Annotated in this window: 12 protein-coding genes and 1 tRNA gene; 5 read left to right on the top strand and 8 right to left on the bottom strand. The window is 41.4% G+C overall.

What is annotated here, in order from left to right; genetic code table 11:
• Positions 1-8: 8 nt before the first annotated feature.
• From secD to queA, 6 genes are all read right to left on the bottom strand, one after another.
• The gene (gene secD / locus PTT44_RS16005) at positions 9-1,910 is read right to left on the bottom strand and encodes a protein translocase subunit SecD (protein ID WP_058870295.1); all 1,902 of its coding nucleotides are present in this window, start codon (positions 1,908-1,910) and stop codon (positions 9-11) included.
• A 55-nt stretch (positions 1,911-1,965) separates the two neighbouring features.
• Positions 1,966-2,295 (bottom strand): preprotein translocase subunit YajC, encoded by a 330-nt coding sequence (gene yajC, locus PTT44_RS16000; protein WP_004697692.1) that lies wholly within the window; start codon positions 2,293-2,295, stop codon positions 1,966-1,968.
• Between the two features lie 104 nt (positions 2,296-2,399).
• Entirely contained in the window at positions 2,400-3,530 is a 1,131-nt protein-coding gene (gene tgt / locus PTT44_RS15995) for a tRNA guanosine(34) transglycosylase Tgt (RefSeq protein ID WP_004697695.1), read from the bottom strand.
• 296 nt (positions 3,531-3,826) lie between these two features.
• On the bottom strand, positions 3,827-4,396 hold the full coding sequence (locus PTT44_RS15990) for a LemA family protein (RefSeq protein ID WP_168159464.1): 570 nt from the start codon (positions 4,394-4,396) through the stop codon (positions 3,827-3,829).
• Between the two features lie 25 nt (positions 4,397-4,421).
• Complete coding sequence (locus PTT44_RS15985; RefSeq protein ID WP_168159463.1) at positions 4,422-5,450, bottom strand: hypothetical protein; 1,029 nt, start codon at positions 5,448-5,450, stop codon at positions 4,422-4,424.
• Between the two features lie 9 nt (positions 5,451-5,459).
• The gene (queA, locus tag PTT44_RS15980) at positions 5,460-6,500 is read right to left on the bottom strand and encodes a tRNA preQ1(34) S-adenosylmethionine ribosyltransferase-isomerase QueA (RefSeq protein ID WP_062031297.1); all 1,041 of its coding nucleotides are present in this window, start codon (positions 6,498-6,500) and stop codon (positions 5,460-5,462) included.
• A 184-nt stretch (positions 6,501-6,684) separates the two neighbouring features.
• Here queA and PTT44_RS15975 point away from each other — a divergent pair.
• From PTT44_RS15975 to PTT44_RS15955, 5 genes are all read left to right on the top strand, one after another.
• A tRNA-Leu gene (locus tag PTT44_RS15975) sits at positions 6,685-6,771 on the top strand.
• Positions 6,772-7,129: 358 nt separating this feature from the next.
• Positions 7,130-8,398 carry a sensor histidine kinase gene (locus PTT44_RS15970; protein ID WP_062031452.1) on the top strand — a complete coding sequence of 423 codons (1,269 nt, stop codon included), beginning with the start codon at positions 7,130-7,132 and terminating at the stop codon, positions 8,396-8,398.
• A gap of 81 nt (positions 8,399-8,479) precedes the next feature.
• A complete protein-coding gene (gene glnE / locus PTT44_RS15965) occupies positions 8,480-11,224 on the top strand; it encodes a bifunctional [glutamate--ammonia ligase]-adenylyl-L-tyrosine phosphorylase/[glutamate--ammonia-ligase] adenylyltransferase (RefSeq protein WP_168159462.1) in 2,745 nt (914 codons plus the stop codon).
• Positions 11,225-11,257: 33 nt separating this feature from the next.
• On the top strand, positions 11,258-12,184 hold the full coding sequence (locus PTT44_RS15960) for a branched-chain amino acid transaminase (RefSeq protein WP_087528050.1): 927 nt from the start codon (positions 11,258-11,260) through the stop codon (positions 12,182-12,184).
• Between the two features lie 209 nt (positions 12,185-12,393).
• Entirely contained in the window at positions 12,394-13,269 is an 876-nt protein-coding gene (locus PTT44_RS15955) for an ATP-grasp fold amidoligase family protein (RefSeq protein ID WP_168159495.1), read from the top strand.
• Positions 13,270-13,753: 484 nt separating this feature from the next.
• Here PTT44_RS15955 and PTT44_RS15950 read toward each other — a convergent pair whose 3' ends face one another.
• Positions 13,754-14,776 (bottom strand): NAD-dependent epimerase, encoded by a 1,023-nt coding sequence (locus PTT44_RS15950; protein WP_168159461.1) that lies wholly within the window; start codon positions 14,774-14,776, stop codon positions 13,754-13,756.
• Positions 14,773-15,942 (bottom strand): nucleotide sugar dehydrogenase, encoded by a 1,170-nt coding sequence (locus tag PTT44_RS15945; RefSeq protein ID WP_148825490.1) that lies wholly within the window; start codon positions 15,940-15,942, stop codon positions 14,773-14,775. Before PTT44_RS15945 ends, PTT44_RS15950 begins: the two co-directional genes overlap by 4 nt.
• Positions 15,943-15,953 lie beyond the last annotated feature (11 nt).

The raw sequence follows: 15,953 nt of genomic DNA, 5'->3' as shown, positions 1-15,953 counted from the left end.
CGATCTCCTTATATGCTCAACTTTTTCAAGTTACGTTTTTTGCCATAAATGAGCTGTACAATCGCACGTGTTACTGTAATAGCAGTAAACATAGAGCAGATAATACCGATCATTAAGGTCACAGCGAAGCCTTTAATTGGGCCTGTACCGATAGCAAATAGGATAAACGCAACCAAGAATGTGGTTAAGTTTGAGTCGAAAATGGTGTTATAAGCACGGTCATAACCCGCCACAATGGCTTGTTTGGGTGATGCTCCCCACTTCATTTCTTCACGTATTCGCTCACAGATCAAGACGTTGGCATCGACCGCCATACCAATGGTAATCACGATACCCGCAATACCCGGCAGGGTGAGGGAAGCACCAATCCAAGACATGACGGTTAGAATCATGGCTAAGTTGAAGACCAAGGCAAAATTAGCAATTAAGCCAAAGAGACGGAAGAACACCACCATCCAGATCGCGACTAGTAAGAAGCCGATTTGAGTTGATAGCACACCTTTATCAATGTTTTCTTGACCGAGGCTTGGACCCACTACACGTTCTTCAACAAAGTACATTGGCGCAGCAAGTGCACCCGCACGTAGCATTAGTGCGAGTTCAGACGCTTCTTGAGGTGAATCTAGACCCGTAATACGGAATTGAGAGCCGAGGACTGCTTGAATAGTTGCAGCGTTAATCACGACAGACTCTGCATAAGGTGTACGGACTTCGGTTTGCGCACCAGTCGCAGGATCGGTGATATAGCTAATACGTTGTTTATTTTCAATGAACAACACAGCCATACGCTTACCCACTGCATTACGGGTTGCATCCGCCATCAGTTTACCACCTGCTGTGTCTAAGGTAATGTTTACCTCAGCACCGCCTGTGTCTTGGCTAAAGCCACTTGATGCGTTTTGAACACGTTCACCCGTTAAAATACGGTTACGGTTTAAAAGTAATTCACGTCCGCTGTCTAAAGACTGATATGCAAAAAGCTCGGTTCCTGGTGGAAGCGGTTGACCATTGCTCTTGCCCGTATAAGGGTCAATCACTTGGTCATTTTGGTCAGAGACCAAACGGAACTCTAGGTTTGCTGTACGACCCAAGACACGTTTTGCTTCAGCAGTGTCCTGAACACCTGGAAGCTCAACCACGATACGGTTACTACCCTGTGTTTGTACCAAGGCTTCTGCCACACCTAACTCATTAATACGGTTACGTAAAGTGGTTAAGTTTTGGTTCACTGCATAAGACTGAATTTCTTGGCGGCGAACATCGGTATAGGTTAAGCGTAAGGTTGAACCTGTCGCAGTTGCGACCGCTTGCTGATTAAACTCATTACCATTGCTACGTAAGTAGTCTTGAGCCGCAGTACGATCATCATTGTTGGCGAACTGAACGGTAATGGTGTTGTTGTTTAATGCAAGGCTGTTAAATTTAATTTTGTTGTCACGGAACTGACGACGTAAATCCGTCGCAGAGGTTTCCATGCGCTGAGCAATCGCTTTATCCATATCCACTTCTAATAAGAAGTGAACACCACCACGTAAGTCCAGACCGAGCTTCATTGGTTTTGCACCAATTTTTTGTAGCCACTCTGGCGTGGTTGGCGCCAAGTTCAACGCGACAACATAGTCATCACCAAGGCCACGACGTAACGCTTCTTTGGCTTTTAATTGTGCTTCGCTAGAGTCAAGACGTAACAGTGCAGCATTATTGCTAAAACTGTTGTCATGGCTTGAGATACTTTCAGATTTTAAAATCTGCTCTGCTTTTTGTACGATGCTTTGGTCAATTTGGGTACCAGCTTTGGCACCAGAAATTTGAACCGCAGGCTCATCCGGATACAAACTAGGCAGGGCATATAATGTACTGATCGTCAAAACCACGAGAATCAGTAGATATTTCCATGCTGGGTAACGCATTTGTTTTCTTCTTAAAATGAAAAAAGTCGTGCGGATGCACGACTAATTTTTTTGATTAAAGGTTATTTAATGTGCCTTCAGGAAGAACTGAAATCACACTTGCGCGTTGAATTTTTACGTCTACACCGCGGCTCAGTTCAACCACTGCAAAGTCACCTTCGAGTTTAGTGATTTTACCCATTAAGCCACCAGCAAATACCACTTCGCTGCCTACTCCAAGACTTTCAACCAAAGAGCGGTGCTCTTTGGCACGTTTTGCTTGAGGGCGCCAAATTAAGAAGTAGAAGATTGCAATAAAAACAGCAATCATCAATAAGTTTGCGACCATACTTGGTTGTTGTGCAGCTTCACCCGCTGCGTGAGCTGTAGAAATAAAAAGGCTCATTTCAAATTCCTAAACTAAAAAAACGGTGACCAACGAATTGATCATAAATAGACTTGTTCTGCAATTTACCTTGTCTTTTTACCAAGCGCAAATGCTCACAACAATTAATCTTGGGGGCAAGGTGGAACTTCTAAACCACGACGTGCATAAAAATCTTCAACAAAGGCATCAAAGCGATCGTTATCCAATGCATCACGAATGTCTTGAGTGAAACGTTGGTAGTAACGTAAGTTGTGAATAGTACCGAGCATTGAACCCAGCATCTCACCACATTTTTCCAAATGGAATAAGTACGCGCGAGTAAAGTTGGTACAGGTATAACAGTCGCAGTGTGGATCCAGCGGACTTTGATCATGACGGTATTTACTGTTACGGATACGTACTAAACCGTCGGTTACAAAATAATGTCCATTTCGGGCATTACGTGTAGGCATGACACAGTCAAACATATCGACGCCACGGCGGATGCCTTCCACGATGTCTTCAGGTTTACCCACGCCCATCAGGTAGCGCGGTTTGTCTGCTGGCATTTTTTCTGGAAGATAATCCAGCACTTTAATCATTTCTTCTTTCGGTTCACCGACGGACAGCCCACCAATGGCATAACCGTCAAAACCCACTTCAAGCAAGCCTTTTAAAGACTCATCACGTAAGTCTTCATACATACCGCCTTGAATAATGCCGAATAGCGCATTTTTATTTTCAAGCACATCATGATGCTGAGTCTTACAACGCTTTGCCCAACGCAATGACAATTGTAGCGACTTTTGCGCTTCTTCATGCGTTGCAGGATAAGGCGTACATTCGTCAAAAATCATCACGATATCTGAGTTCAATGTATGTTGGATGTCCATTGAGATTTCAGGAGACAAAAATACTTTAGAACCGTCAATTGGAGAGCGGAACGTTACGCCATCTTCTTTAATTTTACGCATCGCGCCCAAACTGAAGACTTGGAAGCCGCCTGAATCGGTCAGAATGGGTTTATCCCACTTCATGAATTTATGCAGGCCGCCGTGCTCTTTAATTACTTCAAGGCCAGGGCGTAGGTAAAGATGGAAGGTGTTACCTAAAATAATTTGCGCTTTGATGTCTTCAATATCACGCGGGAGCATGCCTTTCACCGTACCATAAGTACCGACAGGCATGAACACAGGGGTTTCAACCACACCGTGCTCTAAAGTTAAACGACCACGACGGGCGCGACCCGACTGACCTAATTTTTCAAACTTCATAGAATATCCTGAACAAGAGCAAAGCACTGCTCTGCTTGCAGCGCAAGAGCGAAAAAACAGTTCGCCGCTAAAAGGAGGCTATTTTCCTTGATTATGCAAATAAACACCAGTGTTGTAACACTTTTAAAGCAAAGCTTTTTAAGTTGAATCGTAGCTGGTTACGGTTGTTTAAAGTTGTGTTGATGCTGTGGAGTGGTGTTAGATGTGATGGGAGGCTTTGCTGGAAAAAATAACACAGGAGATGAAAAAGGCACTCATCGGAGTGCCTTTAAATATACCTTTGGCTTATTACGGCTTTAATTGAAATTTGGACGGTAATCAAAATTTTGTAGTGCAGTCGCGTCGCGGAAAGGACGTACCGCTTTTTTACCCACGGTCATGGTGTTGACAATGTTGTTTGGAAAAACTTGAATGTGGTTGTTAAATAACTCGACATTGCGGTTAAAGATGCTGATCGCAGCACCGACATTTTCATTTTGCTCTTCAATTTCATTCATCATCTTTAGATAAATCTCATTGGCCTTGAGCTCAGGGTAGTTTTCGACTACAACATTGAGGCTGCGCATTAGCTCTTGGTTTAATGCTTCGATACGCTGCAACTGATTGACATCTGTATTGTTTAAGTTCAGGTTTAGAATGTTTTGACGCAGTTCCGTGACTTTTTCCAAGGTACCTTTTTCAAAGCTAGAGTATTGTTCGACCAAAGGTTCTAAGCCATCTAGAATTTTTATTTTCTGACGCTCATAGGTTGCTACATCCGACCATGCGCGAATGGTTGCATTGTGGTGTCGCACAATATTATTGCGAATGACGATCACGCCAAACACGATTGCAATAATAATCAATAAGAAAATCAATAGCCCCATACAGTCCTCAAACGGCAAAATGTCATTATTTTAAAAATTGCGTTAGATCAGATTCTAAGCGCTCTAGATAAGGTAATTTAAAAGTGCGTAAGTGTCCACGCAATGTCGAAATGTCATTGATTTTTTTTGCTTTGCTGGATATTTCAAACAGGTTTTGTGGGCTGATATAGCACAAGATATTTTTTTCAGGATGAAAAAGTAAATCTCCTTCACGAGAACGGAAAAAATCGGCAGTACGCAGCACAAATGCAGGGGAGAGAAGTTTGGCCATCAGCATCTGGTCAGTACCAAAAAATTTGAGTTTCTGGTTAATCTGAATATCACTGCTATGCCATGGAAAACTATAAGGATAATAAAATTTTTTATTGTATGCGGTAATCGCGAGTCCTTGCGTGGGTACCTCAAAGACAAAACATCCCCATAAGTCTTTATGCACTTCTTTCACTTTTAGCTCATTGCCATCTTTATCACGTAGGCGAATTTCATCAACAAAATGATATTGAAACAACAAAACCTGATGTTGTTGTCCTGCTTCATCCTGCCAAGTGGTACTGGCGTAGTAAGGAATATCGTTGCTGATGGTGCCTTGATTAAAAATTGGAAACAGCTGCTTTAAATGGGCAATAAAAAATGCAGGTTGTAGGGCCACGCCCATATGCTGCGGAGGGCTAAACTCGTTGAGCTGGTATTTTTTATGAATAATTTGTTTTTCGAGATAGTCGGTGACCTCTTCAAGAGGATCATCTTGCTCATAACTTAAATAGGCCCAAAGTAGACAGCCTAAGCCGAATAAAAAGCTGAATAAGGTCCAAATGTGCTCTCCCGCAAAGAACACTGGCACAATAAAAAAAATGCCGACTATTCCAAGTAGAATAGGCAGCACATTTTCAAATTTCAGGGTAATCGGGGCATTCCAAGGATGCAGTCGATCAAGAATATCTTGTGCAGAATCTGCCCCTTGACCGATGTCCCAAAGCCTGTCGATATTATCAAACACAACTTTATTCTTTTTACGTCGAATATGAATGGAATGTTTAATCGTATCGATAGGCATGTGAGGTTCTTATTTGGGTTGAAGTTGGTCGACTAACATGGCATCGCCATAACTAAAGAAACGATACTGGTTGGCTACCGCATGTTGATAAGCTGCCAAAATATTATCACGATTTGACAACGCTGAAACCAACATCAAGAGGGTCGATTCAGGCAGATGGAAGTTGGTGATAAGACGATCCACCACTTTGAACTCATAACCTGGATAGATAAAAATTTGAGTATCTCCCGTCCATGCTTTGAGTTCACCATCATGTGCCTGCGCTGCACTTTCTACGGCACGGGTGGCGGTTGTTCCAACAGAAATGACTTTGTTGCCACGAGCTTTGGTTTGGCGAATCAGCTCAACGGCGTGCTCTGGAACATCACACCATTCACTGTGCATAATGTGATTGGCAATGTCATCGGTACGTACAGGCAGAAAGGTACCAGCACCCACATGTAAAGTGACAAAGGTTTTTTGAATACCTTTGGCTTCGAGTTGATCCAACAGCTTTTGGTCGAAGTGTAAGCTTGCGGTAGGTGCAGCGACACTGGCTAACTTGGTTGGATCATTAAATACTGTTTGATAACGCTCGGTATCAATGGCTTCAGCTTCACGGTTGAAGTAAGGAGGGATCGGAAGTTGTCCGTATAAATCCAGCACCGTTAAAATTGGCTGGGAAAACTCTACAATAAATAAATTTTCATGACGACCTAGCACCGTGACTTTAACGGCATCAGGGCCAATAAAGAGCTCAGCGCTGGCTTTGGGTGTGTTGCTTGCTTTGATGTGGCAGTGTGCAATAAATGCATCTTGCATGCGTTCTACCAGAACCTCGACAGCTCCACCGCTGGCACGTTTGCCTTTGAGACGTGCTTTCATCACTTTGGTGTCATTTAAGACCAGTAAATCACCTGCATCGAGCAAATCTAAAATGTCGGTGAATTGAAAGTCATGATGCTGACCTTGAGCATCGAGGTGTAACAGTCGAGAAGCACTGCGCGTGTCTAAAGGATAACGGGCAATGAGTTCATCGGGGAGGTCGAAATTAAAATCAGAAAGTTGCATGATGGTAAAACAGCGTCAAAATAAGGGAGGTCAAAATTGCGCTTAGTATATGCGTTTTTGCAGAAAAACGCTGAAATTGCACAAATATAAAGCTAAAAAATTAAATGTGACTTAAAAATAGCCAATCACCACCAACTTGCGTTGACAAGTTTTTCAAAAAGTTTAATATACGCATCAACACCTTCCCGAGGTGGTGAAATTGGTAGACGCGGCGGACTCAAAATCCGCTGTCAGAGATGACGTGTCGGTTCGAGTCCGACCCTCGGGACCAAGATATTAAAAGCCCAAGCATATTCAGTCTTGGGTTTTTTATTGCCTGAAATTTAAGATTTGAATTAAATCACTGTAAAACATTACAGATGGCTTAAAGCAATTGAATGTTTGGTGTGGGTTTGATTGATTGTTTCCTCATATGATGGACTCAAATTTTGTTTTAATCCTTCTGATAAATAAAGATTTTTCAAAAAGCAAAAGCAGTCACAAGATAAAAGTCTGACATAATTGATTTTTTTGTTAACTGCCACGCTTGTATTGTTGTATTTTTATATTGTTTTAATGCTGAAAATTTGCTAATAAATAGAAGTAAATAATAGGTTTGTGCCGAAAAAATCACAAAAGATGAGGCAGAAATGGGTATTCAATTGCTAGATGTCGGGTCTGATACAGAACAGTTAAGTGCTTGTCACTTAGCTTTGTTATTGGGCGTGAACAGTAATGACAATAAAATTAAGAGTTTTCTCAAATTTGCGCGAAAAATTTTAGGTGCACATGCCGCAATTTTAACGTTTAGCAATGAACCTTATAGTTGGTATGCGGGAAAACATGCATTCAATGCTTTTCAGTTACCCGCTGAAGCCAATTTTGCTACTCATTTTGAAGGTGATAGCACGATTGATGCCCTGCATCGCCATTATCATCATCTTTCTCAGCAGGTGAGTGCTTTAGGGTTTAAACATCAGCGGATCATCGCATTGGATTTAAAGGCATCGGATAAATCCGTGGGGCAAGTGATTTTCTTTGATGAACAGTTGGACGCTTTTACGCAAGATGCTGTAGAAAATGTCTATGAACTGGCCTCTGGTTTTCTTAATCTGCTGCATTTGCGCATGGAAAATGCGGAGCTCAAAGAGTTGTATGAACAACAGGTGGCTATGAATGTCAGTAAAACTAAATTTTTCCAAATTATTGCACATGACTTAAGAGCGCCTTTTCATGGCTTAATTGGTTTCTCAGAAGTGTTGGCTGAAGAGCGCAAAAGTTTGGATGAGTCTGGTGTGCAAAGCATTGCAGATTATCTGCATGATACAGCACAATCGACTTATAGCTTGTTAGAGAGTTTATTGAATTGGGCGATGGCAGAAGGCGGGCGCTTTGTTTATCACCCCATCCATTACAAGCTTAAGCAGTCCTCTCAAATTGTTTTTGATGTGTTGCATGCGTTGGCCATCAATAAAAATATTCAACTGATTGACCGTGTCCCCGATGATTTAAAAATTTTTGCAGATATCAATATGGTGACCTCGGTGATCCAAAACTTGGTCTCAAATGCGCTGAAATTTACCCATATGCATGGCGAAGGTGTTGTGACGATTGATGCCAAAAAACGTGATGATTTTATCGATATCTACATTCAAGATACGGGTCTAGGTATGACCTTGGGGCAAATCGAATCTTTGTTTGAACCGAAACTAACCGTTAGTTTTAAGGGGACAGCTGGGGAGAAAGGGACTGGTCTAGGTCTGGTGTTGTGTAAGCGTTTTGTTGATTTGAATAAAGGTGAAATTTCAGTCACATCGAAAGAAGGTGTAGGTTCAACTTTTATCGTCAGCCTGCCACGTTCGAACAGCGCACATCAAGCATTGTCACTCGAGACATCCCAGCAAGAATTTAGTGAATAATCATATTTTTCTTATAAAATAATTCCCCTAATCTCATGATCTGCTGTTATAAATAACCAAAACAATGCGAAAGGGTCGATCATGAATGCTGAGCAATTGCAAAAGACATTGCGCGCAAGTCAATATGCGGAACAAGTCCTATCTATACATCAGGTTTATCTTGAACAAGATTATGCAATTGATCAATTTTCTCAGCCATTGACCACCGAACAAATTTTCAATGTCGTTCAAAACAGCTTAAAAGAGATCAGTGATGAAAGCACATGGATGCGCACCATCCGAATTTTACGTGCGCGTTTAATGTTTCGCTGGATTTGGCAGGATGCCAATCAACTGATCGATGTGATGACGCTAACGCGAGAGTTATCGGATTTTGCCGATGCAGCCATTTGTGTGGCAAAAGCGTTTGCCTTAGCGCCATTGGTGACTAAACATGGTCAGCCTGTGGGTTATAACCATAAAATTCAAGATTTAATTGTGGTCGCAATGGGGAAGCTCGGTGCACAAGAGCTGAATCTCTCCAGTGATATCGACTTGATTTTTGCCTTTGATGAGCAAGGTGAAACCGATGGTCGTAAATGTATTGATGTACAACAGTTCTGTATTTTGTGGGGTCAGAAGCTCATTTACTTGTTGGACCATATCACGGCTGATGGTTTTGTGTTCCGTGTGGATATGCGCTTACGTCCTTGGGGTGATGGTTCTGCATTGGCGATTAGTCATGCGGCGCTGGAGAAGTATTTAAGCCAGCATGGGCGCGAGTGGGAGCGCTATGCGTGGATTAAGGCGCGGATTGTGACAGGGGGCAAAGAGGGGGATGAGTTGTTGGACATGACTCGTCCTTTCGTGTTCCGTAAGTATGTCGATTACACCGCTTTTGAAGCCATGCGCGAAATGAAAGCCATGATTGAGCGTGAAGTATTACGCCGTAATATCGAAGATGATATTAAGCTGGGGGCGGGTGGTATTCGAGAAGTCGAATTTATTGTGCAGGTTTTTCAGCTGATTTATGGTGGGGCAAAATTAGAATTACAAGACCGTCAATGTTTAGTCAGCTTACATCATTTGGGCGAAGTGGGTTTGCTGGATGGGCAAGCAGTCAGTGAGCTGGAAGATGCCTACTTATTTCTGCGCCGTGTAGAACATGCAATTCAAGCCTTAAATGATCAGCAAACCCAGTCTTTGCCATTGGAACCAGAACTTAGACAAAGGATGATTGACACCTTAGGCTTTGTAAGCTGGGATGCTTTTATTGAACATTTAAATCAAAAGCGCGCCAAAGTCATTTACCAGTTTGAGCATTTAATTAAAGAAAAAGAGCATGACCCTTTCGTAGAAAGTTTTAGTCAGTTAGAAGCGCGGTTAAATGAGGCGTTGGATGCGAATGCAAAAAACCTCATTCATGAATTTTGGAATGGTCATGCGCTGAAAAAACTGCCTGCAAAAGCGGTGCAGCGTTTAAAAATGTTTTGGCCGCATTTGATTGAAGCGATTTTACAGTCAGATAAGCCGCAAGCCGCGTTGCTTCGCCTCATGCCTTTGGTCGAGTCGGTGATGCGACGTACCGTATATTTGGTCATGTTGATTGAGAGTAAAGGGGCGTTACAGCGCTTGGTGAAAATGGCAACCGTAAGTCCATGGATTTGTGAAGAATTGACCCATTATCCAGTGCTCTTGGATGAATTTTTGTCCATGGACTTTGAGTTGCCGCGCCGTCAAGATTTGGAAGATTCGTTGCGTCAACAGTTGCTTCGCATTGAACTTGATGACGTTGAAGATTTGATGCGTGTGCTGCGCCTATTTAAAAAATCCAATGTTTTGGCAGTTGCGGCTAGTGATGTCTTGGCTGAAAGTCCGTTGATGAAAGTATCCGATGCTTTGACCGATATTGCAGAAGTTTCGGTCAGTACAACTTTAAATTTGGCTTACCAAATGACGGCAAAGAAACATGGTTATCCGCTCGATGTTGAAGGACAGCGCTGTTCGATTGATCATTTGGCATTTGCTGTGGTGGGGTATGGAAAAGTTGGCGGGATTGAGCTGGGTTATGGCTCGGACTTAGATCTGGTCTTTATTCATTATATGGATGAGCAAGCCGATACAGATGGGCTGAAGTCGATCAGTGGATTTGAGTTTGCAATGCGTGTTGCACAGAAATTTATGTCGCTGATGACTACGCAGACCCTCGATGGTCGGGTTTATGAAATCGATACGCGCTTACGCCCATCGGGTGAAGCAGGGGTGTTGGTCACCAGTTTAAAAGCCTTTGAGCAATATCAGTTGAAAAATGCATGGGTCTGGGAGCATCAAGCCTTGGTACGTGCTCGTTCGATTGCGGGTGAGCAAAGTTTGCGTGATAAGTTTGAAGCATTGCGCTGTCGGATTTTGACGCAGCCACGAGATGAGGAAAATGTACGCGCAGAAGTGCTGAAGATGCGTCAAAAAATGAAAGACCATTTGGGTTCTTCTAAAGAACAACAAAAAGATGGAATTTTTCATTTAAAACAAGACGCAGGTGGTATCGTCGATATCGAATTTATGGCACAGTATGCTGTGTTGGCATGGAGCGGATCTCATCCAGATCTTGCCCATTATTCCGACAATGTACGAATCCTTGAGGACGCTGCAAAAGCCAGTTGCTTATCCAGTGACGATGCGACTGCATTGATTCAAGCTTATCTCAGTGAACGAGCCGAGAGCCACCGTTTAGCCCTTGCGAATCAATCCATGCAAGTAAATGCTGCGGACTGGCGCGATACCCGAGTGATCGTTTGCAAATTATGGCAAAGATTAATTGATCCAAGCTCAATCGTGAGCATTGGGTAACATGACTGTGTATATAAATTTGGAGTGTGTGTCATGAATTTGGCTGATCGTGATGGTTTTATTTGGCAAGATGGACAATTGGTTGACTGGCGTGAGGCAAAAACTCACGTATTAACACATACCTTGCACTACAGCATGGGTGTGTTTGAAGGTGTCCGTGCCTATGAAACACCGAATGGCACGGCTATTTTCCGTCTAAAAGAACACACTAAGCGTTTATTGAATTCTGCAAAAATTTATCAAATGAAAGTCCCATTTGATCAAGCAACACTAGAGCAAGCTCAAATTGATGTGGTTCGTGAAAATAAATTAGCGTCTTGCTACTTGCGTCCAATTATTTTTATTGGTTCTGAAAAATTAGGTATTGCTGCAACAGACAATACGATTCATGCGGTGGTTGCTGCGTGGAGCTGGGGTGCGTACTTAGGTGATGAAGCAATGGCGAAAGGTATTCGTGTGAAAACTTCATCATTTACCCATCACCATCCAAACGTGACGATGTGTAAAGCAAAAGCGTCAGGTAACTATACCTTGTCGATTTTAGCTCACCAAGAAGTAGCGCACTCAGGTTATGACGAAGCAATGTTGCTCGACCCTCAAGGTTATGTATGCCAAGGTTCTGGCGAAAACGTATTCTTGGTAAAAGATGGTGTTTTACATACGCCAGATATCGCGGGCGGTGCACTTGATGGCATTACGCGCCAGACCATTATTACGATTGCAAAAGACTTGGGCTATGACGTAGTTGAGCGTCGTATTACACGTGATGAATTCTACATTGCGGATGAAGCATTCTTTACAGGTACTGCTGCTGAAGTGACGCCTATTCGTGAATATGATGACCGTGAAATTGGTTCGGGTACACGTGGTCCAATCACTGAACAAATTCAAACCACATTCTTTAATGCAGTACAGGGTAAAGACCCGAAATATGCACACTGGCTAACTTATGTAAAATAAGTGGTTCGATGAAAAAAAAGGGCTCTTTGGAGCCCTTTTTTGTTTTCATTATTTAAAAAGATATATGGATTATATTTTATAGCATTTAATTGTTTATAAAGGATCGAATATTTTGAACTTTTAGTAAAAATAATATTCTTAAAGCATACATAATATAATTTAATTTGTTATTATTTGGTAAAAATGAGATGTATTTAAAATTCTTACCCATGATTAACAGTCTTATATATAAAGCAAAAGTATTTAGAACATTGTTTGTTTCTGATGAGAGATATTTAAAAAAGAGGTTTATTAATAAATTAGGGTATATGCCAAATTTTAATCAACCTGAAAGTTTTAATGAGAAAGTTACTGCACGAATGATTTTTGAAAGGAGTGCATTACATACCAAATTAGCTGATAAATCGGCAGTAAGAGAGTTGATTATAGATCGGATTGGAGAAAAACATCTGGTCCCACTTATAGGCACATATTGTGACTTTAAGAATATTGATTTTGATCAATTTCCAAGCCAGTTTGTTTTGAAATGTACCCACGACAGTGGAAGCGCTATTGTTTGTCGCGATAAAGGTACATTTGATGTTAATAGAGCGGAAAGTAAACTAAATAACAGTTTAAAAATGAATATGTACTACCGCAAGCGAGAGTGGCACTATAAAAATATTTCGCCGCTCATTTTGGCAGAGCATTATGTTGATTTATACCGTGATGCTAACACGCATGCCACCATTACAACATGTCGTGTCCATTGTTTTGAGGGGCAGCCTAAGTATATTGAAGTCGATGTCCAAGGGAGTGATGGTACAGAGTATTCAAATATTTATGATACCTCTTGGGTGCTACAGCCTTTTACCGTAGATTGCAAAGAGAATACGCCAGAAGCGGTGATAGAACCGTGCAAGATGTATAAAATGGTTGAGCTGTCTGAGCAGTTATGTTTGGAATATGGTTATAGCCGAATTGACTTCCTATTGTCACAAGATGAAGTGCTGTTTAGTGAAATCACATTGACCCCAAATGCAGGGCGTATGGTTATTTCTCCTGTTGAGTGGGATGTAAAACTTGGAGAATTATGGCGTTCTTAATCATATATTGATAAATGTATGAAAAAATTAAAATGAATAAATTGTTTTTGTAAGAGTAGAGTCGTCATAGGATTATCTATGATTGCTCGGTGGTGTTTAATTTATTATTTCTCTTGAGTAATTTAAGCCAATATTTTGTATAAGCTTAATGGTTTTTTGATACTGTAATTTTTAATAAAAGCCATTTTCATTAACCTCAGCGAGTATAAGTAAAAGTTATCCTATTGCTAAGATGTTGCTATTTAAAAATAAGTTTCGTTTATTTAGTTGAGGATCTTCAACCGAAGGATAGGTTTTTTTTATCTCAAAGAATTTTTATGGGTATAGGAGACTGTTTTGTGTTGGGTGGTGATTTGGTAAGAAAAATTTTATGGTGTAATAATCTACAATTTAATTTAAATAGACTTGTATTTAGAAACCCTAACTACTGTGTAATTAGGGTTTTATTTTAGATTGGTTTAATTAATTAGATAGTGGTTTTTATTTAAACCAGATAAAAGTCGCGATACCAATCTACAAATTGTTTCACACCATCTTCAACAGAAACAGATGGTTTATACCCCACACTTTTTTCTAAAGCGCTGCTATCTGCGAAGGTATCAGGTACATCACCTGCTTGAAGTGGGAGTAATTCTAAAATGGCTTCTTGGCCAACGGCTTTTTCAATTGCTTGAATATATTCGATGAGTTTCACTGGATTGTTATTGCCGATGTTGAATATACGGAAAGGCGCATTGCTGGTCGCTGGATCTGGATGATTGCTGTCCCAATTTGGGTTGACCTCAGCAATTTGATCACTTGAGCGAATCACGCCTTCAGCAATGTCTTCGACAAATGTGAAATCGCGGGTGTGATTACCATGGTTAAATACGGGAATTGATTGACCCGCAATGATGTTTTTGGTGAACTTAAACAGCGCCATATCGGGGCGTCCCCAAGGTCCATAGACCGTAAAGAAACGTAAGCCTGTGGTTGGCAATTGAAATAGGTGACTATAGCTATGCGCCATTAATTCATTTGCACGTTTTGTTGCTGCATAAAACTGAATAGGATGGTCTACGCCATGCTGCTCGCTAAAAGGCATGGTGGTATTTGCACCGTATACGCTGCTGGTGCTGGCATAGGTCAGATGTGGTGTTTTCGCATAGCGGCAAGCTTCAATAATATTGGTAAAGCCAATAATATTACTTTCTACATAACTCATTGGATTTTCAAGTGAGTAGCGCACGCCTGCTTGTGCAGCCAAGTGAATCACACGGTCAAACTGGTGTTGTTGAAAGCATTGATCAACTGCTGTTTTATCTGCAAGATTGGCTTGAATGAAGTCAAATTGGCTAGCACTTTGCTGAGCAGTTTGATGTAATAAGTCGATACGAGCTTGCTTTAAAGCAGGATCATAATAATCATTCATATTGTCAAAACCGACAACATTATCACCACGTTCAAGTAGTTTTTTAGAGACATGAAAGCCGATAAACCCTGCTGCGCCTGTTACTAAAACGTTCATTCATCGCCTCCAAAAATATCCCGGGTATAGATTTTATCCTCAACATCACTTAAATCTTGCGACTTGCGATTGGCGATGATGACATCACTTTGTTGTTTAAATTGTTCTAAATCATTAATGACTTTGGATTTGAAAAATTCATCTTCATTTAAGGTTGGTTCATAAACAATCACATCAATGCCTTTTGCTTTGATGCGTTTCATGACGCCTTGAATTGCGGAGGCACGGAAGTTATCGGAGCCACTTTTCATCACTAAACGATAAATACCGACAGTATTGGGATTTTTTGCAATGATAGAGTCTGCAATAAAGTCTTTACGGGTACTGTTAGAATCTACAATAGCCTGAATCAGGTTACTTGGCACTTGATTGTAGTTGGCAAGAAGTTGTTTTGTATCCTTTGGTAGACAATAGCCACCATAGCCAAACGATGGGTTGTTATAATGATTGCCAATGCGTTGATCTAAACATACGCCTTCAATAATTTGACGAGTGTCTAGACCGAAAGACTGGGCATAAGTATCGAGTTCATTAAAGTAAGCGACACGCATCGCGAGATAGGTGTTGGCAAATAACTTGATCGCTTCGGCTTCAGTTGAGTCAGTAAACAATACAGGACTGTCTTTTTTGATTGCACCTTCGATCAGCATATCTGCAAACAATTGAGCACGTTCTGACTTTTCACCAACAATAATCCGAGAGGGATAAAGGTTGTCATGCAGAGCCTTGCCTTCACGTAAAAACTCTGGGGAGAAGATCACATTGTCAGTGTTGTACTGGCTTTTGACTTTTTGCGTAAAGCCCACTGGCACGGTTGATTTGATAATCATCGTTGCCTGAGGATTAATCTCGACGACATCTCGAATAACACTTTCCACACTCTGCGTGTTGAAATAATTAGTTTGCACATCATAGTCGGTGGGTGTTGCAATGATGACAAAATCAGCGCCTCGATAGGCTTCATATTTGTCAGTTGTGGCACGAAAATTGAGCGGTTTCTCGCTTAAAAATGTTGATATATCTGTGTCTTGAATCGGGGAGATTTTTTGATTCAACATGTCAACTTTCGTGTCGATGATGTCTAGTGCAATCACTTCATGGTGTTGTGAGAAGATCATGGCATTAGAAAGGCCGACGTAACCTGTGCCTGCAACTGCTATTTTCATATCAACCTGAT

It is taken from the genome of Acinetobacter sp. Gutcm_16, from assembly GCF_028649355.1.
GTDB lineage: Bacteria > Pseudomonadota > Gammaproteobacteria > Pseudomonadales > Moraxellaceae > Acinetobacter > Acinetobacter johnsonii.
This window is presented reverse-complemented; position numbering and strand designations above follow the sequence as displayed.

Bases quoted from the DNA above. Each gene is read 5' to 3' on its own strand.
- secD (WP_058870295.1), bottom strand. From the start codon at position 1,910: ATGCGTTACCCAGCATGGAAATATCTACTGATTCTCGTGGTTTTGACG.
- PTT44_RS15985 (WP_168159463.1), bottom strand. From the start codon at position 5,450: ATGCCTATCGATACGATTAAACATTCCATTCATATTCGACGTAAAAAG.
- PTT44_RS15970 (WP_062031452.1), top strand. From the start codon at position 7,130: ATGGGTATTCAATTGCTAGATGTCGGGTCTGATACAGAACAGTTAAGT.
- PTT44_RS15960 (WP_087528050.1), top strand. From the start codon at position 11,258: ATGAATTTGGCTGATCGTGATGGTTTTATTTGGCAAGATGGACAATTG.
- yajC (WP_004697692.1), bottom strand. From the start codon at position 2,295: ATGAGCCTTTTTATTTCTACAGCTCACGCAGCGGGTGAAGCTGCACAA.
- PTT44_RS15950 (WP_168159461.1), bottom strand. From the start codon at position 14,776: ATGAACGTTTTAGTAACAGGCGCAGCAGGGTTTATCGGCTTTCATGTC.
- tgt (WP_004697695.1), bottom strand. From the start codon at position 3,530: ATGAAGTTTGAAAAATTAGGTCAGTCGGGTCGCGCCCGTCGTGGTCGT.
- PTT44_RS15945 (WP_148825490.1), bottom strand. From the start codon at position 15,942: ATGAAAATAGCAGTTGCAGGCACAGGTTACGTCGGCCTTTCTAATGCC.
- queA (WP_062031297.1), bottom strand. From the start codon at position 6,500: ATGCAACTTTCTGATTTTAATTTCGACCTCCCCGATGAACTCATTGCC.
- PTT44_RS15955 (WP_168159495.1), top strand. From the start codon at position 12,394: ATGATTAACAGTCTTATATATAAAGCAAAAGTATTTAGAACATTGTTT.
- PTT44_RS15990 (WP_168159464.1), bottom strand. From the start codon at position 4,396: ATGGGGCTATTGATTTTCTTATTGATTATTATTGCAATCGTGTTTGGC.
- glnE (WP_168159462.1), top strand. From the start codon at position 8,480: ATGAATGCTGAGCAATTGCAAAAGACATTGCGCGCAAGTCAATATGCG.